A 23,267-nucleotide genomic window follows, 5' to 3' on the forward strand; every position below is an offset into this window, starting at 1 on the left:
GCATGCGAGGCCTGGGATTGTGGAGTAACACGCAGTGTTGGATTTAATGATTTATCTGCTCCTGGGCGCGGCCCTTGGCACGGTAGGCGGCCTGTTCGGCATTGGTGGCGGGCTGATTGCGATACCCGTACTGGGCGTGTTGTTTGGCCTGGATCAACAATTGGCCCAAGGCACGGCGCTGGTGATGGTGGTGCCCAACGTGATGCTGGCGTTGTGGCGCTATCACCAGCGCAACCGTATCGAACTGCGCCATGCGTTGCCCTTGGGCGTCATGGGGTTCGTGTTCGCCTGGCTCGGCTCGATCTGGGCGGTAGGCCTGGACGCGGGCGCCATGCGCATCGGCTTTATCGCCTTCCTGCTGGCGCTTGGCGCCTACAACCTGCTGCGCATGTTCACGCGCAATGCGCCGCCGACCGCGCAGATGCGTTATTCCTGGCCGTGGCTTGGGGTGCTCGGTGCTGCTTCGGGGTCCATGGGCGGTTTGTTCGGTGTTGGCGGGGCGGTGGTGGCGACGCCGGTGCTCACCAGCCTGTTCGGCACCACTCAGGTGGTGGCCCAGGGTTTGTCCTTGGCCCTCGCACTGCCCAGCACGGGCGTGACTTTGGTCACCTACGCCTGGCACCAGGAAGTGGACTGGCTGATCGGCGTGCCGTTGGCCGTCGGCGGTCTGCTCAGTATCAGTTGGGGGGTGAAGGTTGCCCATGCGCTGCCGGAGCGCGTATTGCGCGGCCTGTTCTGCGGCTTTCTGGCGGTGTGCGCGGTGATGCTGACCTTTAAAGTTTGAAACCTTCGAGAATGTACTCGGCCAGGCATTCGGTGATGGGCGAGCTCATCGCCGGGTTGCGCAGCAGTCGAAGATTCATCGACGGCAGGGGCGGAAAGCCGTCTTCGGGGCCCAGTACGCGCAGGTCTTCGGTCACCAGGCTTTCCATGCTGGCCATCACCGCCAGGCCGGAACTCACCACGGCCTGGATCGCCGCCACGTTGGAGCTGTGGTAGGCAAGCCGGTACTCGCGCCCGGCCGCGTCCAGCGCCGCGCAGGTCCACTGGGTACAAAAAGCGTCGACGCCGGAAACCGCCAGCGGCAGGGCCTCGTGTTCGTCCGCGCAAAAACACGGAGATGCCACCCACACCAAGGGCTCGGTGCGCAGCAACTCGCCGATCTCATTGCCGGGCTCGCGGCTGATGACGGTCAGCGCCAGGTCCCGACGTTGCATCAGCACCGTCGAGGCCTCGCAGTGCATTTCGATCTGGATCAGCGGATACGCCTGGGAGAACCGCTTGAGAATCCCCGGCAGGAAGCGCATCACGTAGTCGTCCGGCGTGCCGATACGCACCAACCCGACCATGTGCGGTTCGCGCAGGGTGTTGAACACCTCGCTGTGCAGTTTCAGGATGCGGCGCGCGTACCCCAGCAATACCTGGCCTTCGGGGGTCAGCCGCACTTGCCGCCCATCACGCTCGAACAACTTGCGCTGCAACACGTCTTCCTCCAGACGCTTCATCTGCATGCTCACCGCCGATTGGGTGCGGTTGACCACTTCGCCTGCGCGCGTGAAGCCGCCCTGATCAGCGATGGCGACGAAGGTGCGCAGCACTTCAGTGTCGATGCTCGGGTAGCCTGGCAATTGATCAATCTCTGAGATGTATTGCATAAGAAACATTCGTTGGATTGATCATAAGGCCAGGCACACACTCGCGTCATCCCCAATGGAGGGCGAGAAGATGAAAGGTCAAAGAGGTTTTGTGTTGATGGCGAAACGTCCGTTTTCCGGGCTGTTTCAGCGGATGGCGCGTTGGCAGGCGCTGCATGAAGAGCGCCAGCTGCTGGCGAGCCTGAGCGACGATGCACTCAAAGACATCGGGCTCAATCGCGGTGACGTGGAGCAGGACCGCCACCTGCATTTCTGGCAGGACCCGCTGCGAAAATGATCGTGGATGCGGTAGGGTAGTCGGTGCGCCACTACGGAGAACCCCATGCCCGCCGACCTGTCTTTTTCACTCAAGCAAGCGCGACGCATGGCGCTGGCGGCACAGGGTTTTTCCGGACGCCAGGCGCCGGCACTGATCAAGGCGGCACACCTCAACCGGATGATCGAACGCCTGGGCGTGTTGCAGATCGATTCGGTCAATGCGCTGGTGCGTTCGCATTACCTGCCGCTGTTTTCCCGCCTGGGCAGCTACCCCCCTTCGATGCTTGAGCAGGCGGCCTGGAGCCAGGGGCGGCGGCGTTCGTTGTTCGAATACTGGGGGCATGAAGCCTCTTTGCTGCCGATGGCGCTCTACCCGTTGATGCGCTGGCGCATGGCGCGGGCGCAGCAGGGCCTGGGCATCTATTCGCAGATGGCGCGGTTTGGTCGTGAGCAGCAGGCGACGATTCAGCGGGTGTTACGGACGGTCGAGCAACAGGGCGCGCTGGGCGCCGGCAGCTTGTCGACCCGCGAGGAGCGCGCAGGTCCATGGTGGGACTGGAGCGATGAGAAACATGCGTTGGAATGGCTGTTTGGCGCCGGCCTGGTCACGGTGGCCGGCCGGCGTGGTTTTGAACGCCTCTATGATTTGCCCGAGCGGGTCATTCCGCGCGCTAGCCTTGAAGCCCGCGTGACGGAGGCCGAGGCCCAGCGCGGCTTGCTGCTGCACAGCGCCACGGCGTTGGGCGTGGGCACCGAAAAAGACCTGCGCGATTACTTTCGCCTTGACCCTGGCGACAGCCGCAGTCGCCTCGCCGAGTTGGTGGAAGACGGCCGGTTGCAAGTCTGCCAAGTGCAAGGCTGGAAACAGCCGGCGTACTGCCTGCCCGATCCAAAAGTGCCGCGCAAAGTGCCGGCCAGCGCCTTGCTGTCGCCGTTCGATTCACTGGTCTGGGAGCGCAGCCGCACCGAACGCCTGTTCGACTTTCGCTACCGCCTGGAGATCTACACCCCTCAGGATAAACGGGTGTACGGCTACTACGTGCTGCCGTTTTTGCACAACGAACGCATCGCCGCGCGCATCGACCTGCGCGCCGAACGTGCCCTTGGGCGTTTGGCCGTGCATGCGGTGCACGAGGAAGAGCCGGGGCTGGACGAGGAGGGGATGCTGGCGCTGGCGCGCAATTTGCGGCAGTTGGCCGATTGGCTGGGGCTGGAGCAGGTTCAGCTCAATTGCCAGCGGCCGAGTGCGGGGCGGTTAAGGATGGCAATGATCAATAGGGATAGTGGCCGTTAGGGCCCCTTCGCGGGCAAGCCCGCTCCCACAAGGGATAGCATTCCTCCTGTTGGAATGCATTCCCCTGTGGGAGCCGGGCTTGCCCGCGATGGCGTCAGCCCAGGCGACTGAAACCTCAGCGCTTGACCTGTTTTAACGTCTCGGCAATCAGGAACGCCAATTCCAGCGATTGATCGGCATTCATTCGTGGGTCGCAGTGCGTATGGTAGCGGTCCGACAAGCCATCCTCGGTGATCGGCCGTGCGCCGCCGATGCATTCGGTGACGTTCTGCCCGGTCATCTCGATGTGGATACCGCCGGCGTAGGTCCCTTCAGCCTGGTGTACCTGGAAGAACTCCTTCACTTCGCCCAGGATCTGCGCAAAGTCGCGGGTCTTGTAGCCGCTGCTGGCCTTGATGGTGTTGCCGTGCATCGGGTCCGAACTCCACAGCACCTGCTTGCCCTCGCGCTGCACGGCGCGGATCAGGCCTGGCAGGTGATCGCCGACTTTGCCTGCGCCCATGCGCGCGATCAGGTTGAGGCGGCCGGGATCGTTGTTGGGGTTGAGGATGTCGATCAGGCGGATCAGGTCGTCCGGGTTCATGCTCGGGCCGACCTTGACCCCGATCGGGTTGTTCACCCCGCGCAGGAACTCGACATGGGCGCCGTCCAGCTGGCGGGTGCGGTCGCCGATCCACAGCATGTGGGCCGAGCAATCGTAGTAGTCGTTGGTCAGGCTGTCGCGGCGCACGAAGGCTTGCTCATAGTTGAGCAGCAGCGCTTCGTGGGCGGTGAAAAAACTGGTTTCGCGCAGTTGCGGCGAGCTGTCCATGCCGCAGGCGCGCATGAACGCCAGGGTTTCATCGATGCGGTCGGCCAGTTGGCTGTACTTCTCGGCCAAGGCGGAGTTGGCGATAAAGTCCAGGTTCCACTTGTGCACCTGATGCAGGTCGGCAAACCCGCCCTGGGCAAAGGCGCGCAGCAGGTTCAGGGTGGCGGTGGACTGGTGGTAGGACTGCAACAGGCGGTCCGGGTCCGGCACACGGCTTTTTTCGTCGAAACCGATGCCATTGACGATATCGCCACGGTAGGCGGGCAGGGTGATGCCGTCGATGGTTTCGTCGTTGGCCGAGCGCGGCTTGGCGAACTGGCCGGCCATGCGCCCGACCTTCACCACCGGGCAGCCGGCGGCAAAGGTCATCACGATCGCCATCTGCAGCAGCACCTTGAAGGTGTCGCGGATTTTCGCGGCGGAGAATTCGGCAAAGCTTTCGGCGCAGTCGCCGCCTTGCAACAGGAACGCGCGGCCTTGGGTGACCTCGGCAAACTGGCGACGCAACTCGCGGGCTTCCCCGGCAAACACCAGCGGCGGGTAGCTGGCCAGGCTTTGCTCCACCTGCAGCAAGTGCGCAGCGTCCGGGTACTGGGGTTGTTGCTGGATCGGCAGGGCGCGCCAGCTGTCGGGGCTCCAGGGTTGGCTCATCATGAACTCGATTGGCTGATTGACGGTCGGGGGCCAATGTTATCAGCAATTAGTGCGTGACCTGTTGCCGCCGCTTGGCCGACAATCGCGCCTTTGCCGCAGCCACCCGTTAGGAGCAGTGATGACAGAGGAGCGTGTCGAGCGCGTGCTGGCCGAGGTCCATGATGACTTCGGCATGATCCGTGTGCTCGAAGTGGCCGATTACCGTTTTCTCGAGTTCGGCGACGCCATCGAGCAAAGCTGCGTATTTACCGCTGACCCGAGCTGGCTGGAGTACGACTACACTCGCGCAATGCTGATTGGCGCGTTGTGTCATGAGCAGCCCGAGAGCGCGCTGTTCCTCGGCTTGGGCGCCGGCACCCTGACCCAGGCGTGCCTGAAGTTCCTGCCGCTGGAAGATGTCGAAGCCATCGAGCTGCGCCCCGATGTGCCGCGCCTGGCCATTGAATACCTGGGGCTGGACGACGACCCGCGGCTGTATATCCGCATCGGCGACGCCCTGCAATTGCTGGAGAGCGCCGAGCCGGCAGACCTGATCTTCGTCGACCTCTATACCGACGTCGGCCCCGGCGTCGGGCACCTGGCCTGGACCTTCCTGGAAAACTGCCAGAAGAAGCTCAACCCCGGCGGCTGGCTGGTGATCAACCAGTGGGCCACCGACGATGGCAAACCCCTGGGGGCGGCGTTGTTGCGCGGGCTGTACCACCGGCATTACTGGGAACTGCCGGTGAAGGAGGGTAACGTGATTTTACTGGTGCCTGCGGAGCTGGATCAGGAGCTGGACCTGGAAGCACTGTCCGCTCGGGCGCAAGGGCTGGCGCCGCGTCTGGGGTATTCGTTGCAGGCGTTGATCAAGGCCATACGCCCGGCAACTTAGGCGCCTGTCAGGACGCCTTCGCGAGCAAGCCCGCTCCCACATTGGGACCTTATTCCTACAGGTTAAACGAGGTCGAATGTGGGAGCGGGCTTGCTCGCGAAGAGGCCATCACTGCCGACGGCTAACTCAGCCTCTTCAAATCCCCTTGAACACCCCAGGCCGCTTCTCAATCATCGCCCGCACACCCTCCCTGGCATCCTCGCTGTTGAACAGTTTATCCACCATCGGCTGCAACCCGGCCGCGGCGACGGCTTCACCTTCCATGCGCGCCAGCCGCGCCGACATCAATGTGGCCTGCACGCCCAGCGGCGCCTGCCGCGCAATGCGGTTAGCCAGTTCGACGGCGCGCGGCAGCAGGTCTTCGCTGGCCATCACTTCCTGCACCAAGCCCAGGCGCAGGGCTTCATGGGCATCGAACTCGTCACCGGTCAGCAACCAGCGCATCGCATTGCCCCAGCCGGCGATCTGATGAAAGCGCAACGTCGCGCCGCCAAACGGGAAAATCCCGCGCTGTACTTCCATTTGCGCAAAACGCGTATTGCTCGCGCACAGATTGATGTCCGCCGCCAGCATCAGCTCGATACCGAGGGTCAGGCAGTAACCCTGGGCCGCGACGATCACCGGTTTGCTCACGCGCGGGCCGCTGAATACGCCCCAGGGATCACAGCCTCCCAAGGGTGGTTGCCAGCCACCGGCCATCACGCCGCTGACATTGGCCAGGTCGAGCCCCGCGGTAAAATGATCGCCATGGGCAAACACCACCGCCACCCGCGCTTCGGTATTTCGATCAAATTCACCATACGCGAGGCTCAGATCATTAAGCAGATCCAGGTCAAAAGCGTTGCGTTTGGCCGGCCGGTCCAGCCCCAGCAACAGGACATGGCCCTGGAGTTCACGGCTGACGCGGCTGCTGCTGGCTTGATTCATCGAGTGTGCCCTCGGGCGCGGGGAAGGGTTTCAGACCAAAGGGTCGGAAAAATTCAGGTGAACCGTTTAAGCGTTATACCCAGCAGGGCCGGGCCTGTGAAAAATAGACCTTGGCGGTGTTAACTGCAAAGGCTTTGACGCAGCACGGTTTATCGGTACTTTCTGATAAAAAAAGCTCCCTTTTTCAGCTATTTCCGGTATAGTGCGCGCCGGCCTTTAACCGGGCCGCGTTTAGGTAGCGCAATTCCCCGAAGTCAGCTTCGGCTGCACGTCCGCACAGCGGACTCTCCCTTGACGAATCTTTTTCATTCATTCGTTTTCGCAAATCCCCGCCGACAAAGCAGCCAGGGCGACTCTTGAGTCTCAACACGGCATGCGCAGCTTTGGAGCATGGGTCTTTGCGGATGCACTTAGAGGCAGACCCATGACCCAGGAAACCGGCGGCTTCGCCGCTTTTAATCTCAACCCGAACATTCTTGCAGCCGTCATCGCGACCGGCTACGAAGAACCTTCGGCGATTCAGCAGCAATCGATCCCGATCATCATGGCCGGCCAGGACATGATTGGCCAGGCGCAAACCGGTACCGGTAAAACCGCCGCGTTCGCCCTGCCTATCCTGCACTGCATCGATCCTGCCAAGCGCGAACCGCAAGCCCTGATCCTGGCGCCAACGCGTGAGTTGGCGCTGCAAGTAGCAACCGCTTTTGAAACCTACGCCAAGCAAATGCCAGGCGTAACCGTGGTGGCCGTCTACGGCGGCGCGCCGATGGGCCCGCAACTCAAGGCAATCCGTAATGGCGCACAGATCGTTGTCGCCACGCCGGGCCGTCTGTGTGACCACCTGCGTCGTGACGAGAAAGTCCTGTCGACCGTGAACCACCTGGTTCTGGACGAAGCTGACGAAATGTTGAAGCTGGGCTTCATGGATGACCTGGAAGTCATCTTCAAGGCACTGCCGCCGACCCGTCAGACCGTGCTGTTCTCGGCCACCCTGCCACAGTCGATCCGTGCCATTGCCGAACGCCACCTGCGCGATCCGCAACACGTGAAGATCCAGACCAAGACCCAGACCGTTACCGCGATCGAACAGGCTCACCTGTTGGTTCACGCTGACCAGAAGACCTCGGCTGTATTGAGCCTGCTGGAAGTCGAAGACTTCGACGCCCTGATCATGTTCGTGCGCACCAAGCAAGCGACCCTGGACCTGGCCAGTGCCCTGGAAGCCAAAGGCTACAAAGCCGCTGCGCTGAACGGTGACATTGCCCAGAACCAGCGTGAGCGCGTGATCGAGTCCCTCAAGGATGGCCGCCTGGACATCGTTGTGGCGACCGACGTAGCCGCTCGTGGTCTTGACGTTCCACGTATCACCCACGTGTTCAACGTTGACATGCCGTACGATCCGGAGTCCTACGTTCACCGTATCGGCCGTACCGGTCGTGCCGGTCGCGAAGGTCGCGCACTGCTGCTGGTGACGCCGCGTGAGCGCCGCATGCTGCAAGTGATCGAGCGTGTAACCGGTCAGAAAGTTGCCGAAGTCCGCCTGCCGGATGCCCAGGCTGTTCTGGATGCGCGCATCAAGAAACTGACCAACAGCCTGTCGCCGCTGGTGGCTGACGCTGAATCGACCCACGGCGAATTGCTGGACCGCCTGACCGCCGATATCGGTTGCACCCCGCGTGCCCTGGCCGCAGCCTTGCTGCGTAAAGCCACCAACGGTCAGGCCCTGACACTGGCAGCCATCGAGAAAGAACGCCCACTGGTGCCGAACAACGCGCCACGCGGTGATCGTCCAGAGCGTACCGGCGACCGTCCAGACCGTGGTGATCGTGAGCGTCGCGCTCCGGTTCCATTGGCTGAAGGCCGTGCGCGTTGCCGTACCGCGCTGGGCGCGCGTGATGGTATCGCTGCCAAGAACCTGTTGGGCGCTATCCTCAACGAGGGTGGCCTGGCACGTGAGGCCATCGGTCGCATCCAGGTCCGTGACAGCTTCTCCCTGGTGGAGCTGCCGGAAGACGGTCTGGAAAAACTGCTGACCAAACTGAAAGACACGCGCGTTGCCGGTAAGCAGCTGAAGCTGCGTCGCTACCGCGAAGATTGATCCGCCGTTGGGCTGATTGATCGCACCTAAAAAATCCCCGACTGGTTCGGGGATTTTTTTGGCTTGGATTTCAGATCTTGGAGCTGCACTCAGTTCAATGTGGGAGCTGGCTTGCCTGCGATGACGGTGGCTCAGTCACCACAATTGTCACTGATACACCGCCATCGCAGGCAAGCCAGCTCCCACAGAGGGTGGCGTTTCGTCAGCCGAAGCGGTAGATGTCCATACCCAAGGCGCCCAGGGTGAAGCCCTGGTGCGCCACGCTGAAATCGCCCCCCGCGCCTCGCGCAAAGTACAACGGCAATAGATGCTCGTCCGTCGGATGACTGCGCACCGCATGCGGTGCCTGGCGCCGATAGTCGTGCAAGGCGGCTTCATCATCGGCTGCCAGCTTATCCACCACCCAATCCCGAAAGTCCCGCGCCCACGGCTCGATGCTCTCAGGTTCGGCGCGCCAGTCCAGCTCGCCCAGGTTGTGGGTGATGCTGCCCGAACCGATCAGCAGCACATCCCGCTCGCGCAGGCTGGCGAGCGCCTGCCCGACCCGACTCTGCAGCGCCGGACCCATGCGGCTGGGGAGGGATACCTGCACCACCGGAATATCCGCCGCCGGGTACATCAACGACAGTGGCACCCATGCGCCATGATCAAAGGGACGGCGCTCGTCGATACGCGCATCCAGGCCATCGGCCTGCAGCAACTCGACAATCTCACCGGCCAGTTGCGGATCGCCCGGCGCCGGGTACTGCACGGCAAACAATTCACGGGGGAAACCGCCGAAGTCATGCCAGGTTTGCGGCGCGGCGCTGCCGCTGACCAGGAGTTCCTGGCTTTCCCAGTGCGCCGAGACCAGCGCGATTGCCCTCGGCCTTGGCATTCCTGCGGCCAGTCGCTGGAGCGCCGGGCCGCTGGCGCCGGGTTGCAGGGCGAGCATGGGCGAACCGTGGGAGATAAACAGGCTGGGGAGCATAAGAGGGGTCCTGAGCGTTAACATGGGCTCATCTTTAATCAGTTCATCAATCAAAATCTAATATAAGTTTTAACGCCTTTTCATCGAATTTTCGGGGTGATCCATGGAACCAGAGTTTTGGCGGGAGCGCTGGGCGCGCGATCAGATCGGCTTTCATCTGCCTGAGGTCAACCCTTATTTGCAGCGGCACTGGCCGCAACTGGCGCTCACCGAAGGCGCCCAGGTGCTGGTGCCCTTGTGTGGCAAAAGCCTGGACCTGATGTGGCTGGCCAGCCATGGGTTGCGGGTGCTGGGCGTGGAGCTGTCGCAGCAGGCCGTGGAGGCGTTCTTCAACGAACAGAACCTTACGCCGCGTATTACCGAACGGGGCGCCTTCAAGGTGTATCAGGCTGCCCTGATCGAAGTGTGGTGCGGTGATTTCTTCGCCATGGGGGCCGAGTCGTTGGCCGATTGCGCTGCGCTGTATGACCGCGCTGCACTGATCGCCTTGCCGCCGTTGATGCGTGCGCGATACGCCGAGCACCTGAACCGCCTGTTGCGGCCTGGCTGCCAGGGATTGCTGGTCACCCTTGATTACGACCAGACGCAAAAAGCCGGGCCGCCGTTTGCGGTGATGGATGATGAGGTGAAGGTGCTGTTTGGTTCGCACTGGCGCTCGGACGTGCTGGAAGAGCAAGACATCCTGGGGGAGAGCTGGAAGTTTGTGCAGGACGGTGTTACGCGGCTTGATGAGCGGGTATATCAGTTGACCAAGCGCTGACCCTGCCATCGCCATCGCGGGCAAGCCCGGCTCCCACATTGCCCGCGTCGTTCATAGCTTAGGTGGACCAACGAAGATCCTGGTGGGAGCCGGGCTTGCCCGCGATGACGATATCCACACCCACAAAAAAAGGGGCGATCAGATCGCCCCTCTTTGCGTCACTGATAGGCCATCAGCCCCGACGACGCAGTGCGTCGATACGTTCTTCCAGCGGCGGGTGGCTCATGAACAGGCGAGCCATGCCTTGCTTGATGCCGCCGTTGATGCCAAAAGCGGTCAGGCTGTCCGGCATGTGCACCGGCAAGCCCTGCTCGGAGCGCAGGTGTTGCAGCGCTGCGATCATCGCCCCGGTACCGGCCAGGCGGGCACCGGCTTCGTCCGCGCGAAATTCCCGTTTGCGCGAGAACCACATGGTGATCGCGCTCGCCAGGAAGCCCAGCACCAGCTCGGCGAAGATAGTCGCCACGAAGTAGGCAATGCCGCGGCCACCTTCGTTCTTGAAGATCACCTTGTCGACAAAGTTACCGATGATCCGCGCGAAGAACATCACGAAGGTGTTCACTACCCCTTGGATCAACGCCAGGGTGACCATGTCGCCGTTGGCCACGTGGCCGATCTCGTGGGCCAGCACCGCCTTCACTTCGTCGTAGGAGAAGCGTTCCAGCATGCCCTGGCTCACCGCAACGAGTGCATCGTTCTTGTTCCAGCCGGTGGCAAAAGCATTGGCTTCATAGGCCGGGAAGATCCCGACCTCGGGCATCTTGATGCCGGCTTCGCGGGACAATTGCTCGACGGTCTGCAGCAACCATTGCTCATGCCTTGTGCGTGGTTGGGTGATCACCTGGGTGCTGGTGCTCATCTTCGCCATCCACTTGGAGATGAACAGCGAGAACAGCGAGCCGGCAAAACCAAAGACCGCACAGAAAACCAGCAGCTGATTGAGGTTCAGGTCAACCCCGTTGGCCGCCATGAACCCGTTGAAGCCGAAAAGGCTCAAGGTAATGCTGGCAATCAGCACGACCGCAAGGTTAGTGGCCAAGAACAGCAGGATGCGCATCATGGTTGTAGAGTTCTCCTCATGCTTAATATGTCGCGTACTGCGGGGTATATAAGGTGCGGCATGGGGTGATTCAACCGAGCGACTATTTCAAACTGTGTCCTACAGCCACAATGTAGAGGCTTGAAGGGCATTTCCGACACGAAAAAGGCGGCGTGATCGGTGCGCTGGTGCCTTGCAGCCCAGTAATAACAGGGGCTGGGCGGCTTTTGCCTGGACAGTGGAGTGCTGGAGTGCCGCACGGGCAGAGAAGTGTTGCCAGATACGCGCTGTACGACCGATTGCCGTTCGTACAGCGCCGTTTGCGCTACTGGCGATAGGACTTGAGGAAGTTGCCGATGCGACCGATGGCCATCTCCAGGTCATCCACGCGCGGCAGCGTCACCACGCGGAAGTGATCCGGCCACGGCCAGTTGAACGCGGTGCCTTGCACCACCAGCAGCTTTTCCGACAGCAGCAGGTCAAGCACGAACTTCTCGTCGTTCAGGATCGGGCACACCTTGGGATCGATCCGCGGGAAAGCGTACAGCGCACCCATGGGTTTCACGCAGCTCACGCCCGGGATTGCGTTGAGCAATTCCCAGGTGCGGTTGCGCTGCTCAAGCAGGCGGCCTTGGGGCAGGACCAGGTCGTTGATACTCTGGTAGCCGCCCAGGGCGGTCTGGATGGCGTGCTGGCTCGGCACGTTGGCACACAGGCGCATGTTGGCCAGCATGTCGATGCCTTCGATATAGCTTTGGGCATTGTGCTTGGGGCCGGAGATGGCGATCCAGCCGGAGCGGAAACCCGCCACGCGGTAGGACTTTGACAGGCCGTTGAAGGTCAGGCACAGCAGGTCCGGCGCCAGGGAGGCGGTGCAGATGTGCACGGCGTCATCGTAGAGGATCTTGTCGTAGATCTCGTCGGAAAACACCACCAGGTTGTGCTGGCGCGCCAGTTCCAGCATGCCCAGCAGCACTTCTCTGGAATACACCGCGCCGGTCGGGTTGTTCGGGTTGATGATCACCAGGGCCTTGGTGTTCGGGGTAATCCTGGCCTTGATGTCGGCCAGGTCCGGGAACCAGTCGGCACCCTCGTCACACAGGTAGTGCACCGGGTGACCGCCGGCCAGGGTGACGGCGGCGGTCCACAGCGGGTAATCCGGCGCCGGCACCAGCACTTCGTCGCCATTGTTGAGCAGGGCCTGCATGGACATCACGATCAGCTCGGACACGCCGTTGCCCAAGTAGATGTCTTCGATGCCGACCCCTTCGACCTGCTTTTGCTGGTAGTACTGCATCACGGCCTTGCGCGCGCTGAACAGGCCCTTCGAATCGCTGTAGCCCTGGGCGGTGGGCAGGTTGCGGATCACGTCCTGGAGGATTTCATCCGGCGCTTCGAAACCAAAAGGCGCCGGGTTGCCAATGTTCAGCTTGAGGATGCGATGGCCTTCCTCTTCCAGGCGTTTGGCGTGCTTGAGCACTGGGCCGCGAATGTCATAGCAGACGTTGGCGAGCTTGTTCGATTTGCTGACCTGCATGGCGATGTGATCCCGAAAATGAACGATCCAGACGGTGTGGACACTACCGTACTGCGAATCCCGCCGGGGCCGCCCCCATAAATACGTTTGAATGCCGGTAGCGCGGGTGCCAGACTGGCGTTTTGAAGAGGCGCAATCATACGTGCCGCCTGATCCACGGAAAAGATCCAGATCAGGGTTTTTCAGTTGCCGAGGTGTACCGATGGAAAAGCTGCAGAAAACCGTTGAAGAGTGGAAGGCAATGCTCGACCCGGAACAGTACAACGTGTGCCGGCTCAAGGGCACCGAACGACCGTTCAGCGGCAAGTACAACGAGACCAGGACGGACGGCGTGTACCACTGCATTTGCTGCAACGAACCGCTGTTCGATTCCAGCGCCAAGTTTGATTCCGGTTGCGGCTGGCCCAGCTTTTACGAGCCGATCGCCGACAGCGCGATGATCGAAATCCGTGATGTCAGCCACGGCATGATCCGCACCGAAGTGACGTGCGCCAAATGCGACGCGCACCTGGGACATGTGTTTCCGGATGGCCCGCCGCCGACAGGCCTGCGCTATTGCATCAACTCGGTGTGCCTGGACCTGGTGCCACGCTAGTTATCAGGCTGTAACCCGGTCAAAAATGTGGGAGCGGGCTTTGTGTGGCGAGCGGGCTTGCCACAGAGGTTCCAGTTTGCTGAGCGACAGCGCCAAGTCAGAGATTTGGAGGGGCTTCCCACATTGATATCGCGCCATCATCGCGGTCAATTAAATTGTACGCAATCGAGTTGGCTACTATGTTTCTTCCTCTTTAATCCCTTATCGAGCCACGGCCATGAGCGACAACCTGCTGAGCATTCCTTGCACTACCATCAACGGTGAGCAAAAGACCTTGGCCGATTTCGCCGGCAAGGCCATCCTGGTGGTCAATACCGCCAGCAAGTGTGGCTTCACCCCGCAGTACAAGGGCCTGGAGCAACTCTGGCAGCAGTACAAGGACCAAGGCCTGGTGGTGCTGGGTTTCCCCTGCAATCAGTTCGGCAAGCAAGAGCCGGGTAACGAGGGTGCGATCTCAGCATTCTGCGAGTTGAATTTCGGCGTCAGCTTTCCGCTGTTCAAGAAAATCGACGTGAATGGCGGCGCGGCCCACCCGCTGTTCGTGCAGCTAAAAAAACAAGCGCCGGGCCTGTTGGGTTCCAAGGGGATCAAGTGGAACTTCACCAAATTCCTCATTGGCCGCGACGGTCAGGTGGTCAAGCGCTTTGCCCCGACTACCAAGCCGCAGGACCTCACCCAGGAGATCGAAGCCCTGCTCAAATGAGCCGGCAGGTCAGAGATTTGTCGTCTTCGGCACCCACAGCTCCAGCAAGCCGCTGAGTTCTTCACGGCGAAACGGCTTGGCCAGGTAGTCGTTCATGCCCGCGGCCCGGCACCGTTCGCGCTCTTCGGACAGGGCGTTGGCGGTCAAGGCGACGATCGGCAGGTCGGGCCAGCGCCCGCTGCGACGGATCTGCCGGCTGGCCTCGTAGCCGTCCATCACCGGCATGTTGCAGTCCATCAACACCAGATCGAAGCGTTGGTCTTCAAGGCACCTGAGCGCCTCGCCCCCGTGGGCGGCGACGATCACTTCACACCCCAGTTTGCTGAGCATGCCCTTGGCCACCAGTTGGTTGACCGGGTTGTCTTCCACCAGCAGGATGCGCGCCCGGTGGGCCAGCGGCGCGGCTTCAATCTGGACAGGATCCAGCACCAGTCGGGCATCGCTGCGCAAGTTGCGTTCCAGTATCTGATACAGCGCGTTGCGGCTCAGCGGGCGCGCCTGTTGCTGTAACGGCGCCAGTGCCGCGACTTCTTCGCTGGGCATGAAATTGCCGTAGGCGGTCACCAGCAGGATCGGCGCGCCGATGAAAGGCCGCAGGCGAAACAAACATTCCGGGCAATCGGTGATCAGCAGGCCTGGGTTTTGCCCGGTCAAGTCGTCGTCTTGCGTATAGCAGCGGGGTGTCAGCGCCCAATGCGGCAGCAAAGTAGTCAGCAGCTCCGTCAGCCCGCTGCCGGTATTGGTAATCACGATCACCTCGCCCTTGAGCGGCGGCGGTTGTACCCCAGGCAAATGCGTCGGCAACGGCAGGTCAGCGCAGAACTGGCTACCGAAACCTACCTCGGAACTGATGCTCAGCCGGCCCTTCATCGCTTCACACAAGTTGTGCGTCAACGCCAGACCGAGACCGGTGCCGCCGAACTGGCGTGTGATACCGGCGCCGGCCTGGGTGAATGGCTGGAAGATCTTCACTTGGGCCTCCTGCGCAATGCCGATACCGGTATCGCAGACCTCGATGCGCACCCGGCCATCAAGCGCGCTGAGGCGCACATCCACCCGGCCAAAGCGCGTGAACTTCAGGGCGTTGGACAACAGGTTGCTGACGATTTGCCGCACACGGGTCGGGTCGCCGAGCACCTGGGCAGGAAACAGCGGGTCGATCAGGCAGGTCAGTTCGACGCTTGGCGCCGCGTTTTGCGACAGCAGGTTGGCGGTGTCTTCCACCAGCGAGCCCAAATCAAAGGCGATGCGCTCCAGCTCCAACTGGCCGGCGTCGAACTTGGACAGGTCGAGAATATCGTTGAGCAATTCCACCAGCACTTTGCCCGAGTCATGGGCGATGGCCAGTTGCTGGCGCTGCTCGGCATTGAGTGGGCCGTCCAGCGACAGTGCGATCATCCCCAGCAGGCCGTTGAGTGGGGTGCGGATCTCGTGGCTCATATTGGCCAGGAATGCCGCCCGCGCCTGGGCCATGCCCACGGCGTGCATTTTCGCCGCTTCCAGTTCATCGTTGGACTGGCTCAGTTGCTGGTTGCTGGCCTTGAGCTCCAGGGTGCGGGCCGAGACGATGTGTTCCAGTTGCCCCAGGTATTCGGTCAGTTGATCTTCAGCGTGACGGCGTTGCTGAATCTCGGTCTCCATGTTTTCGAACTGCTGGTTGGCAACCTTTACCAACACGCCGATTTCGTCGTGTTCGTGGCCGGGCGGGCAATCCAGGCGCGCCTGCTTGCGGTTGCTCAGCTCACGGATAATGCGTACCAGCGGTTGGGTCAACATCACGTAGAACAAGCCCAGCAGGATGCCGGTCAGCAGCAGGCTGCGCACGAAACCGTTGAGCAGGGTTATCTCGGCACGGCGCAGAAAGCGGCTGCCAAAGGCATAAGTGTCTACGTCCAGGCGCAGGATGCCGAGGGACTCGCCGGGCAGGTGGCTGAGGAACAGCCGGTCTTCAAACCGACGGTTGGCACCAAACAGGAAGTCGCTGAGAGGGCGGTAGGTGCTTTCTTGACGCGGCCGGTCGACATCGGCGAGCACGACGCCATTATTGTCGATCAACTGGGCATGAACGATGGCAGGGGAGTGCAGCAGGCCCAGGGTCAGTTCCTGGGCCAGTTCGGCGTCGATGTTGTAGGCAATGCGTGACGCGGGGTTGTGGCTGATTTCGATCAGCGAGCGAATTTCACGGTTGATGGATGCGTCTTCGCTGGCATAATCAATGCCGATCTGGATCAGGCTGAGCAAGGTTCCCAAGACGAAACCGACCAGCACCGTCAATCTGGCTTGTTTATAAGACAAGCGGTGGGCGAACTTGATATCCATCGAGTGTTGAACCACTTCACGTTTCCCTTCGCCCGGCAAGCATAGCTGAACATCCACAAGCTCTGGCTTACCCGGCATGAATCATTTTTTTTACGCAGCCTGGTGCGGTCTGCCGCAGGGTTGCCAATACGCCATCTTTTGCAAGAACTTGCCAGAGGAATAATTGTGGATTCTCGATTGAGTGCCTTTCTTGAGCGGGCCGATGCAGTGCTCACCCGCCTGGAGCCACTGTTGCCCGCACCCCGTCAAACCATCGACTGGAACCAGTGCCTGGCTGCCCGTTGGCAACGTGAAGGCCGCAGTGGTTTCCTGCTGCCGCTGGACGTGAGCCTGGACATGCGCCTGTCCGACCTGATCGGTGTCGACAAGCAACGTGAAACCCTGGCGCGCAACACCCAGCAGTTCATCGATGGCCTGCCCGCCAACCATGCGCTGCTGTGGGGTTCGCGTGGCACTGGCAAATCCTCGATGGTGCGCGCCTTGCTGGCGCAGCACGCCAAGGCCGGCTTGCGCCTGATCGAAATCGAGCGCGACCACTTGGCCGATCTGCCGCGGGTGGTCGAGCAACTGCTCAAGCTGCCGCAGCGTTTTATCCTGTTCTGCGACGACCTGTCATTCGAGGCCGGCGAAGGCGATTATCGCGTGCTTAAGAGCGTGCTTGACGGCTCCCTCGAACAGGCCCCGGAAAACGTGCTGCTGTATGCCACGTCCAACCGCCGCCACCTGGTGCCGGAAAACCAGAGCGACAACGACAACTGGAAGCGCGTGGATGGCGAGCTGCACCCCAGCGAAGCGGTGGAAGACAAGATCGCCCTGTCCGACCGTTTCGGCTTGTGGCTGTCGTTCTACCCCTTTACCCAGGAGCATTTCCTGGACGTCGTGGCGCACTGGATCGGCGAACTGGCGAACAAGGCCGGCCTGCAGTGGCAGCGTGACGACGCCCTCGACATCCTTGCCGTGCGCTGGGCCACCGGACGCGGCAACCGCAACGGCCGTTGCGCATACCAATTCGCCCGTTACTGGGTGGGCCTCAAATTGCTGGAGCGTCAACCATGATCGACCTGCAAACCGCCGGTACTGGCCTGGATGGCTATGCCATGCTCTGCGCGCAGTTGGAGTCGCTGCTGGCCGATGAGCGGGATTTCATCGCCAACAGTGCGCAGTTCTCGGCGTTCCTGTTCAACCAGCTCGACGACTTGAACTGGGCCGGCTTTTACCTCAACCGTAACGAGGAACTGGTGCTCGGACCGTTCCAGGGCCAGATCGCCTGTGTGCGCATACCGTTCGGCCGCGGGGTCTGCGGTGCGGCGGCGGCGTCGCTGCACACCCAGCGGGTGGAGGATGTGCATGAATTTCCCGGGCATATCGCCTGCGACAGCGCGTCGAACAGCGAGCTCGTGGTGCCGCTGGTCAAGGAGGGCAAACTGATTGGCGTGCTTGACCTCGACAGCCCGTCGCGGGGGCGGTTTACCCTTGAGGATCAGGCGGGCATTGAACGCCTGGCGGCGATTTTCCTGCGGTTGACCGATTGCTGAAGCACGGATATGCACACCACTGTAGTGAGCGGGCTTGCCCCGCGCTGGGTGGCGAAGCCGCCCCAAAACCATTCACCGCGATCCTCCAGACAGAATGCGGTGTTCCGATTGGGGCGGCTTCGCCACCCAGCGCGGGCGGTGCGACGATTCGACAAGCCCGCTCACTACTGTGAATCCAACTTGTGAAGCTGCACTCGCAACAACCTCTCCAATTCCAGCATTAGCTTCTCCAGGCATTTGACTCCCGCTTCAACCAGCGGCCAATCATCGCCCCGCGCGCATGCCTGTTCAACCGCTTCACATTGCCCGGCGAGCGGCGTTGCCTGAACAATACGCGCAGCCCCCTTGATCTTGTGGGCCTGCTCGATAATTTCCTGAAGCGGGGCATGTGCGTCAATCAGGGCTGTCAGTTCCTGACGATCATGTTGGCTGCTGCTCAACAGCTCCTCCAGCAGACGCCTGCTCAGTTGCGGATCGCCGCCGGTCAGGGCCTCGAAGTTGCCGAGGTCCAGGTTCAGGTCGGTGGGTTCAGGCGTAATCCGCGCCAGTTGCCGCTCCAGTGCCGTGAGGCTGATGGGTTTGAACAGGCAATCGTTCATGCCTGCTTCAGCGCAGCGCTCCTTTTCTTCAGGCTGGGCATTGGCGGTAAAACCCAGGATCACGCAGGGCGCCAGTTGCTCACGCTGCTCGTACTCGCGGATCGAACGACTCAGCTCATAACCGTTCATGATGGGCATGTTACAGTCGGCGATGATCAGGTCGAAGCGTTCCTGGCGCCAGGCCTGGAAACCTGCGGCGCCGTTCTGGGCGGCGGTGTACTGGTGCCCCAGGTAAGCCAGTTGCTGGCACATCAGCAAGCGGTTTGCGGGATGATCGTCCACCACCAGTACATTGAGCACCGGCGCGGTCGCCGGCGCCTCGGGTGGCTGTTCCACCCGTGCCTGTTCCGGCTGCAGGCGCGTCATGTTCAGATTGACATGCACCTGGGTGCCCACCAAGGGCACGCTGCTCAGGCTCAGTTGCCCGCCCATCATTGCGCACAGGCTGCGGCAGATCACCAGCCCCAGGCCGGCGCCGCTCCTGGCGAGCTGCCCGGAATTGTCAGCCTGGGCAAAGGGTTCGAACAGGCGCAGTTGATCATCTCGGCTGATGCCTATCCCGGTGTCTTCGACCACCAGTTTCATCTCGACCTGCTGCGCCTGCTCAGTGGGCAATACCTGCACCTTGATCTTCACCTGGCCGCGCTCGGTGAACTTGATGGCGTTGCTGACCAGGTTCGACAGCACCTGCTTGAAGCGCAGTGGGTCGATCAGGACTTCGGTGTCATCCAGGCTGGGCTTGAACTCAAGGGACAGGCTGAGGGTTTTCTGGCGTGCCAGGCCGTCGAAGACACGCACTACCGACTCGATGACTTCGCGCAGGTTGACCCGCTCCGGTGCCAGGCTCAGGCGTCCGGATTCGATGCGTGCGATGTCCAGGATATCGCCGATCAGTTCCAGCAGGTCCTTGGCCGAGTTGTAGGCCACTTCGATGGCCGGGCGGTCAAGATGGCCCTGGTCGGCGCGCTTGAGGGTCAGTTCGAGCATGCCGATCACCGCGTTCATCGGCGTGCGGATTTCATGGCTCATGGTGGCGAGAAACGTGCTCTTGGCTCGGTTGGCCTCGTCGGCGCGCTCTTTGGCGGCGCGAATTTCGTCGAACAGCTGGCGTCGCTCGCTGATGTCGATCCAGCCGCCGATGATGCCCTGTACTTCTCCGATGGAATCGCGGTACGGCAGGATCCAATGGTAGATCGTCAGTTTTTTTCCGCGGATATGCAGGGTGCGATCCAGAATCAGCGGGTTGCCTTCGCTCATCACTCGCTGATAATCGTCGTGATATTGAACGGCTTCGGTTTCAAGCGCCTCGCTCATCTGGATGGCGCTTTTGCCGATCACGTCCTCGCGCTTGACGTCGAACACCTGCAGGTAGCTGTCATTGCAGGTCTGCAGCAGGCCGTTTCGATCGCGCACATAGATCGGGTGCGGGGTCTCGTTGACCAGCGCGCGCATGAACTCGAACTGGTCGCTGAGGGCGCGTTCGGCCATCTTGCGGTGCCTGATCTGGCGACGCATGTAGGCGTTCCAGCCCAGCGAGACCAACAGCAGCAGCCCGGTAACGATGATGATGCGTGCGATCAGCTGGTGATAGTTGCGCCAGTAGCTATCGGAGGCGGAAGTGTAGCCTCGCCAGCGACTGTTGATGACCCCCAGTTCATCCGGGGCGATGCTCAGCAAGGCCTTGTCGAGGATCGCGCTGAGCTCGGTGGCGCCGCGCGCCGTAGCCAGGGCAAAAGTGGCAGGGAAGGTGCCGATGCCGGTGCTGATCTGCAGTTTGTCCTGGAACACCTGGGAGGACAGGAAATAGTTGGCCACCACCAGGGAATTCACCGCGCCTTCCACGTGCCCTTGGGCCAGCAGTTCGGACGCCTTGAAGGTGTCGCTGGCCTTGACCAGCTGGATCTGTGGATAGTCGCTGCGCAGGAACGACTCCAGAGGGTTACCCGGGGTCAGTGCCAGGCGCTTGCCGGCCATCTGCTCCAGGTTTGCGGGCGCACCAGGCTCATTGCGCGTCAGCAGCACGTAGGAGTTTTCCAGGTAAGGCCGACTGAAGTTCAACTGCGCTTCCCGTTCGGCGCTGGGCACGATTGCGCCGATGATATCGATGTTGCCGGCGTCCACCTGTTCGATCATCGCGTTCACGTCTCGCCCGCGCTGCAGTTCGAAGCGCAGCCCGGTGCGCAGGCGAATCAGCTCCAGCAAGTCGGCGGTGATGCCGCGGAATTTGCCGTCCGCATCGAAGAAAGTCAGTGGCGCGAAGGTCTCGTTCACGATCACCTTGACCACTGGGTGGTCCTTCAGCCAGCGCTCCTCGCGTTGGGTCAGTTGCAGCTTTTCGGCGGTCAGCAGGATGTCGCTGCCGGCGCTCCAGCGCTTGGCGATCGCCTCGCGTTCAGCGGTAGGCACGGCGGTCAACACAGCGTCAACGATGCTCAAGAGCATGCGCTGGTGCGAAGGCATGGCAAAGCTGAATCCGTAGGCCTCGTGCTTGCCGAAATTAGCCATGCGGATGTTTTTCAGGTAGCCCTTGTTGATCATGTAATGGGTGGAGATGGTATCGCCGAGAAAGACGTCGGCCTGATCGAATGCCACCGCATTCAAGGCGTTTTGATAAGAGGGGTAGGTGCGGATGATCGCCTTGGGATACAGCTTTTCCACCTCGCTCAGGGGCAGGTAGTGGTAGACCAGGGAGAGGCGCATCCCGGCCAGGCCATCATTCAGGCTGCGGGTCTCGCCCTCGCGGGTAACCAATACCGGCTGGTCCACGGCGTAGGGTTCGGACAACGTGAGGTTCGGGTTTTGCGCCTCGAAGCCGTTGGAGGAACCCAGCAGATCGATCTCCCCGCTTTCAAGCGCGCGAATCGCGTCCTCCCGGGAGGCGTAGCGCAACACCTTTACCGGCAGCGCCAGGGCTCTGGACAGCAAGCCGGCGTAATCTGCGGTAATGCCCTCATAATCGCGCCCGCTGGAGGTAAGGTCGAAGGGGGGATAATCAGGCGACGCGGCGCCCAGCACCAATTCGCGCTTGTTCTGCAGCCATTGGCGCTGCGCCTTGTTCAGGTGGGTGTCCAGTTGAACCGAGCCGGCACGGCTCAATAAGGTGAAATGTTCCGGGCCCGCTTGGTGGTTCGCGAGCACGACAGTGCTGAAGCACAGACTGGCGCTCAATATAATCAGGTAGTCCTTTATACGGCTGGGCATCCGCTTTCTCACACTAACGCGTTTCGTTTTGCCATCTCGATAAGTTCTACCAAGGATTTGGCTTGAAGTTTTTGCATCAGCCTCTTTTTATAAGTACTTACGGTTTTATTACTCAAAAACATACCTTTGGCGATCTCCTTGTTAGTGCGCCCTTGTGCAAAAAGTTGTAATACCATTAGTTCCCGATCGTTGACGGTCTTGAATAATTCAAGTTCTTGGGATTCCACGCCTTCTACGCCATTGGTCGTGAGTGCCTGGCTCGGAAAATAGTTGTAACCGGACAACACCGCGCGAATGGCGCTGAGCAACTCACTCAGGTCGCCTTCTTTGCACACATAGCCATCGGCGCCCGAGCGCATGCAGCGGGTGGCGAACAGCGTGGGCGACTGGGCTGTGAGGATCAGGGTTTTCATCGAGGTGTTCATCGCGTTGAAGCGGCAGAGCACTTCGAGTCCATCGAGCTTGGGAATGCTGATGTCGAGAATAATCAGGTCCGGCAGGCATTCGCGGACCATTTGAATGGCATCGCATCCGTTATCCGTTTCGCCGACTACTTTGTAGCCTTCGTGCTCCAACAACATTCGGATGGCAAGTCGAATAACCGGATGGTCATCGATAATAAAAACTGAGTTCATAGTCACATTCCGTGCAGTGCAAATAAAGTGGGCACATTAGCTCAGAAGCACAGTAGGGCGCATGAGCCCAGGGGGGAGCAGGTATAAAACAGGAAAATTCCTACAGTAAAAAAGGTAATGGCCTACTGGTCGCTAAGGCTTCGTGAAGCGATAGGTCAGTACTTGGGAAGGGAGTGCGTTAAAGGCGACAGCCGTGAATTTTACAATGAGGGTGCCGACGTTTTTCGCCGGGCGATGATGTTTAATTCCTACATGCGTAACTTCAGTAATGGGCAGAGCAAGTGCGCCAGTTCATCCTTGTTCAGCGGTTTTGACAAATAGCCGAGCAGTGGCAGGCCACGGTCCAGCGCCTGGCTTATCAAGCTGGCGAGTTCCCCCACCGGCAATCCGCTCAGCAGGATGGCGGTCGTGGTAAAGCGCCTGCGGCTGGCGATTTCAATCAGTTCGAGCCCGGTCAGGTCGGGCAGGCATTGATCACACAGGATGATGTCGAAGGGGACCTCGGCCTGCGCCATCACACAGATTGCCTGCTCGGCGTTTTCGGCCGGGGTCAGCCGCGCGAAGCCGAAGCTTCTGAGCAGGCACTGAGTGGCGAGGAGCTGAAAGGGATGATCCTCCACCAACAGGATACGAAGTGGATAGCTGGGCATTGGGAGCCATACGGTGAGTCAAGCGTCGATGGAGGGCGCGTAGAAGCAGCTCGCCAGTGTCGCTGGGAGCGTGCGCGATTATTCATCGTGTGCTTGTGCGAATTCGATCAGGCTGCTCTGTTCCCTTTGTAGGCGGATTCCTTTCAAGAGACA

The 23,267-nt window shown here is 61.0% G+C and carries 20 protein-coding genes; 10 read left to right on the plus strand and 10 right to left on the minus strand.

All coding sequences use genetic code 11. The features are described from left to right. Nucleotides 1-34 precede the first annotated feature (34 nt). On the plus strand, nucleotides 35-784 hold the full coding sequence (locus KVG91_RS18480; RefSeq protein ID WP_169378177.1) for a sulfite exporter TauE/SafE family protein: 750 nt from the start codon (nucleotides 35-37) through the stop codon (nucleotides 782-784). On the opposite strand, the gene KVG91_RS18485 is transcribed toward KVG91_RS18480, so the two are convergent. Next, entirely contained in the window at nucleotides 774-1,655 is an 882-nt protein-coding gene (locus tag KVG91_RS18485; RefSeq protein ID WP_178115257.1) for a LysR family transcriptional regulator, read from the minus strand. The two genes, KVG91_RS18480 and KVG91_RS18485, sit on opposite strands and share 11 nt — an antisense overlap. A gap of 70 nt (nucleotides 1,656-1,725) precedes the next feature. On the opposite strand from KVG91_RS18485, the gene KVG91_RS18490 reads away from it, so the two are divergent. Both KVG91_RS18490 and KVG91_RS18495 read left to right on the plus strand, forming a co-directional pair. After that, nucleotides 1,726-1,932: a DUF1127 domain-containing protein gene (locus KVG91_RS18490; RefSeq protein ID WP_225927022.1), complete on the plus strand. Its 207-nt coding sequence runs from the start codon at nucleotides 1,726-1,728 to the stop codon at nucleotides 1,930-1,932. A 45-nt stretch (nucleotides 1,933-1,977) separates the two neighbouring features. After that, entirely contained in the window at nucleotides 1,978-3,207 is a 1,230-nt protein-coding gene (locus KVG91_RS18495) for a winged helix-turn-helix domain-containing protein (RefSeq protein ID WP_169378174.1), read from the plus strand. A 115-nt stretch (nucleotides 3,208-3,322) separates the two neighbouring features. On the opposite strand, the gene KVG91_RS18500 is transcribed toward KVG91_RS18495, so the two are convergent. Beyond that, nucleotides 3,323-4,669 (minus strand): class II 3-deoxy-7-phosphoheptulonate synthase, encoded by a 1,347-nt coding sequence (locus KVG91_RS18500; RefSeq protein ID WP_169378173.1) that lies wholly within the window; start codon nucleotides 4,667-4,669, stop codon nucleotides 3,323-3,325. Between the two features lie 121 nt (nucleotides 4,670-4,790). Between KVG91_RS18500 and KVG91_RS18505 the strand changes: the two genes are divergently transcribed. Further along, a complete protein-coding gene (locus KVG91_RS18505; RefSeq protein WP_169378172.1) occupies nucleotides 4,791-5,546 on the plus strand; it encodes a spermidine synthase in 756 nt (251 codons plus the stop codon). A 135-nt stretch (nucleotides 5,547-5,681) separates the two neighbouring features. Here the strand turns inward: KVG91_RS18505 and KVG91_RS18510 are convergent, their stop codons facing one another. Further along, entirely contained in the window at nucleotides 5,682-6,473 is a 792-nt protein-coding gene (locus KVG91_RS18510; protein WP_169378171.1) for a crotonase/enoyl-CoA hydratase family protein, read from the minus strand. Between the two features lie 424 nt (nucleotides 6,474-6,897). On the opposite strand from KVG91_RS18510, the gene KVG91_RS18515 reads away from it, so the two are divergent. Continuing rightward, nucleotides 6,898-8,571 (plus strand): DEAD/DEAH box helicase, encoded by a 1,674-nt coding sequence (locus KVG91_RS18515; RefSeq protein ID WP_076950424.1) that lies wholly within the window; start codon nucleotides 6,898-6,900, stop codon nucleotides 8,569-8,571. Between the two features lie 202 nt (nucleotides 8,572-8,773). Here the strand turns inward: KVG91_RS18515 and KVG91_RS18520 are convergent, their stop codons facing one another. Continuing rightward, on the minus strand, nucleotides 8,774-9,541 hold the full coding sequence (locus tag KVG91_RS18520; RefSeq protein WP_169378170.1) for a DODA-type extradiol aromatic ring-opening family dioxygenase: 768 nt from the start codon (nucleotides 9,539-9,541) through the stop codon (nucleotides 8,774-8,776). A 103-nt stretch (nucleotides 9,542-9,644) separates the two neighbouring features. Between KVG91_RS18520 and KVG91_RS18525 the strand changes: the two genes are divergently transcribed. After that, nucleotides 9,645-10,301 (plus strand): thiopurine S-methyltransferase, encoded by a 657-nt coding sequence (locus tag KVG91_RS18525; RefSeq protein ID WP_169378169.1) that lies wholly within the window; start codon nucleotides 9,645-9,647, stop codon nucleotides 10,299-10,301. 172 nt (nucleotides 10,302-10,473) lie between these two features. Here the strand turns inward: KVG91_RS18525 and htpX are convergent, their stop codons facing one another. Both htpX and KVG91_RS18535 read right to left on the minus strand, forming a co-directional pair. Beyond that, a complete protein-coding gene (htpX, locus tag KVG91_RS18530) occupies nucleotides 10,474-11,361 on the minus strand; it encodes a protease HtpX (protein ID WP_076950427.1) in 888 nt (295 codons plus the stop codon). Nucleotides 11,362-11,665: 304 nt separating this feature from the next. Further along, on the minus strand, nucleotides 11,666-12,877 hold the full coding sequence (locus tag KVG91_RS18535) for a pyridoxal phosphate-dependent aminotransferase (protein WP_169378168.1): 1,212 nt from the start codon (nucleotides 12,875-12,877) through the stop codon (nucleotides 11,666-11,668). Nucleotides 12,878-13,079: 202 nt separating this feature from the next. Between KVG91_RS18535 and msrB the strand changes: the two genes are divergently transcribed. Further along, entirely contained in the window at nucleotides 13,080-13,472 is a 393-nt protein-coding gene (gene msrB, locus KVG91_RS18540; protein WP_169378167.1) for a peptide-methionine (R)-S-oxide reductase MsrB, read from the plus strand. Between the two features lie 217 nt (nucleotides 13,473-13,689). After that, on the plus strand, nucleotides 13,690-14,175 hold the full coding sequence (locus KVG91_RS18545) for a glutathione peroxidase (protein ID WP_169378166.1): 486 nt from the start codon (nucleotides 13,690-13,692) through the stop codon (nucleotides 14,173-14,175). A gap of 9 nt (nucleotides 14,176-14,184) precedes the next feature. Here KVG91_RS18545 and KVG91_RS18550 read toward each other — a convergent pair whose 3' ends face one another. Further along, on the minus strand, nucleotides 14,185-16,494 hold the full coding sequence (locus tag KVG91_RS18550; protein ID WP_169378165.1) for an ATP-binding protein: 2,310 nt from the start codon (nucleotides 16,492-16,494) through the stop codon (nucleotides 14,185-14,187). Nucleotides 16,495-16,659: 165 nt separating this feature from the next. Between KVG91_RS18550 and KVG91_RS18555 the strand changes: the two genes are divergently transcribed. Both KVG91_RS18555 and KVG91_RS18560 read left to right on the plus strand, forming a co-directional pair. After that, on the plus strand, nucleotides 16,660-17,550 hold the full coding sequence (locus KVG91_RS18555; protein ID WP_169378164.1) for an ATP-binding protein: 891 nt from the start codon (nucleotides 16,660-16,662) through the stop codon (nucleotides 17,548-17,550). Then, nucleotides 17,547-18,029 carry a GAF domain-containing protein gene (locus KVG91_RS18560; protein ID WP_169378163.1) on the plus strand — a complete coding sequence of 161 codons (483 nt, stop codon included), beginning with the start codon at nucleotides 17,547-17,549 and terminating at the stop codon, nucleotides 18,027-18,029. Before KVG91_RS18555 ends, KVG91_RS18560 begins: the two co-directional genes overlap by 4 nt. A gap of 164 nt (nucleotides 18,030-18,193) precedes the next feature. Here KVG91_RS18560 and KVG91_RS18565 read toward each other — a convergent pair whose 3' ends face one another. The 3 genes from KVG91_RS18565 to KVG91_RS18575 all read right to left on the minus strand — a co-directional run bounded on the left by KVG91_RS18565 (nucleotide 18,194) and on the right by KVG91_RS18575 (nucleotide 23,114). Beyond that, complete coding sequence (locus KVG91_RS18565; RefSeq protein ID WP_169378162.1) at nucleotides 18,194-21,829, minus strand: transporter substrate-binding domain-containing protein; 3,636 nt, start codon at nucleotides 21,827-21,829, stop codon at nucleotides 18,194-18,196. A gap of 8 nt (nucleotides 21,830-21,837) precedes the next feature. Beyond that, nucleotides 21,838-22,464, minus strand: a complete 627-nt coding sequence (locus tag KVG91_RS18570; RefSeq protein ID WP_169378161.1) for a response regulator transcription factor — start codon at nucleotides 22,462-22,464, stop codon at nucleotides 21,838-21,840. 248 nt (nucleotides 22,465-22,712) lie between these two features. Continuing rightward, the gene (locus KVG91_RS18575; protein WP_169378160.1) at nucleotides 22,713-23,114 is read right to left on the minus strand and encodes a response regulator; all 402 of its coding nucleotides are present in this window, start codon (nucleotides 23,112-23,114) and stop codon (nucleotides 22,713-22,715) included. Nucleotides 23,115-23,267 lie beyond the last annotated feature (153 nt).

The sequence above is a fragment of the Pseudomonas azadiae genome, from assembly GCF_019145355.1.
Lineage (GTDB): Bacteria > Pseudomonadota > Gammaproteobacteria > Pseudomonadales > Pseudomonadaceae > Aquipseudomonas > Aquipseudomonas azadiae.

What these genes read in the sequence shown, in the direction of transcription:
- KVG91_RS18485 (WP_178115257.1), bottom strand. Translation starts at nt 1,655, where the DNA reads ATGCAATACATCTCAGAGATTGATCAATTGCCAGGCTACCCGAGCATC.
- KVG91_RS18490 (WP_225927022.1), top strand. Translation starts at nt 1,726, where the DNA reads ATGAAAGGTCAAAGAGGTTTTGTGTTGATGGCGAAACGTCCGTTTTCC.
- KVG91_RS18495 (WP_169378174.1), top strand. Translation starts at nt 1,978, where the DNA reads ATGCCCGCCGACCTGTCTTTTTCACTCAAGCAAGCGCGACGCATGGCG.
- KVG91_RS18500 (WP_169378173.1), bottom strand. Translation starts at nt 4,669, where the DNA reads ATGAGCCAACCCTGGAGCCCCGACAGCTGGCGCGCCCTGCCGATCCAG.
- KVG91_RS18505 (WP_169378172.1), top strand. Translation starts at nt 4,791, where the DNA reads ATGACAGAGGAGCGTGTCGAGCGCGTGCTGGCCGAGGTCCATGATGAC.
- KVG91_RS18510 (WP_169378171.1), bottom strand. Translation starts at nt 6,473, where the DNA reads ATGAATCAAGCCAGCAGCAGCCGCGTCAGCCGTGAACTCCAGGGCCAT.
- KVG91_RS18515 (WP_076950424.1), top strand. Translation starts at nt 6,898, where the DNA reads ATGACCCAGGAAACCGGCGGCTTCGCCGCTTTTAATCTCAACCCGAAC.
- KVG91_RS18520 (WP_169378170.1), bottom strand. Translation starts at nt 9,541, where the DNA reads ATGCTCCCCAGCCTGTTTATCTCCCACGGTTCGCCCATGCTCGCCCTG.
- KVG91_RS18525 (WP_169378169.1), top strand. Translation starts at nt 9,645, where the DNA reads ATGGAACCAGAGTTTTGGCGGGAGCGCTGGGCGCGCGATCAGATCGGC.
- htpX (WP_076950427.1), bottom strand. Translation starts at nt 11,361, where the DNA reads ATGATGCGCATCCTGCTGTTCTTGGCCACTAACCTTGCGGTCGTGCTG.
- KVG91_RS18535 (WP_169378168.1), bottom strand. Translation starts at nt 12,877, where the DNA reads ATGCAGGTCAGCAAATCGAACAAGCTCGCCAACGTCTGCTATGACATT.
- msrB (WP_169378167.1), top strand. Translation starts at nt 13,080, where the DNA reads ATGGAAAAGCTGCAGAAAACCGTTGAAGAGTGGAAGGCAATGCTCGAC.
- KVG91_RS18545 (WP_169378166.1), top strand. Translation starts at nt 13,690, where the DNA reads ATGAGCGACAACCTGCTGAGCATTCCTTGCACTACCATCAACGGTGAG.
- KVG91_RS18550 (WP_169378165.1), bottom strand. Translation starts at nt 16,494, where the DNA reads ATGGATATCAAGTTCGCCCACCGCTTGTCTTATAAACAAGCCAGATTG.
- KVG91_RS18560 (WP_169378163.1), top strand. Translation starts at nt 17,547, where the DNA reads ATGATCGACCTGCAAACCGCCGGTACTGGCCTGGATGGCTATGCCATG.
- KVG91_RS18565 (WP_169378162.1), bottom strand. Translation starts at nt 21,829, where the DNA reads ATGCCCAGCCGTATAAAGGACTACCTGATTATATTGAGCGCCAGTCTG.
- KVG91_RS18570 (WP_169378161.1), bottom strand. Translation starts at nt 22,464, where the DNA reads ATGAACTCAGTTTTTATTATCGATGACCATCCGGTTATTCGACTTGCC.
- KVG91_RS18575 (WP_169378160.1), bottom strand. Translation starts at nt 23,114, where the DNA reads ATGCCCAGCTATCCACTTCGTATCCTGTTGGTGGAGGATCATCCCTTT.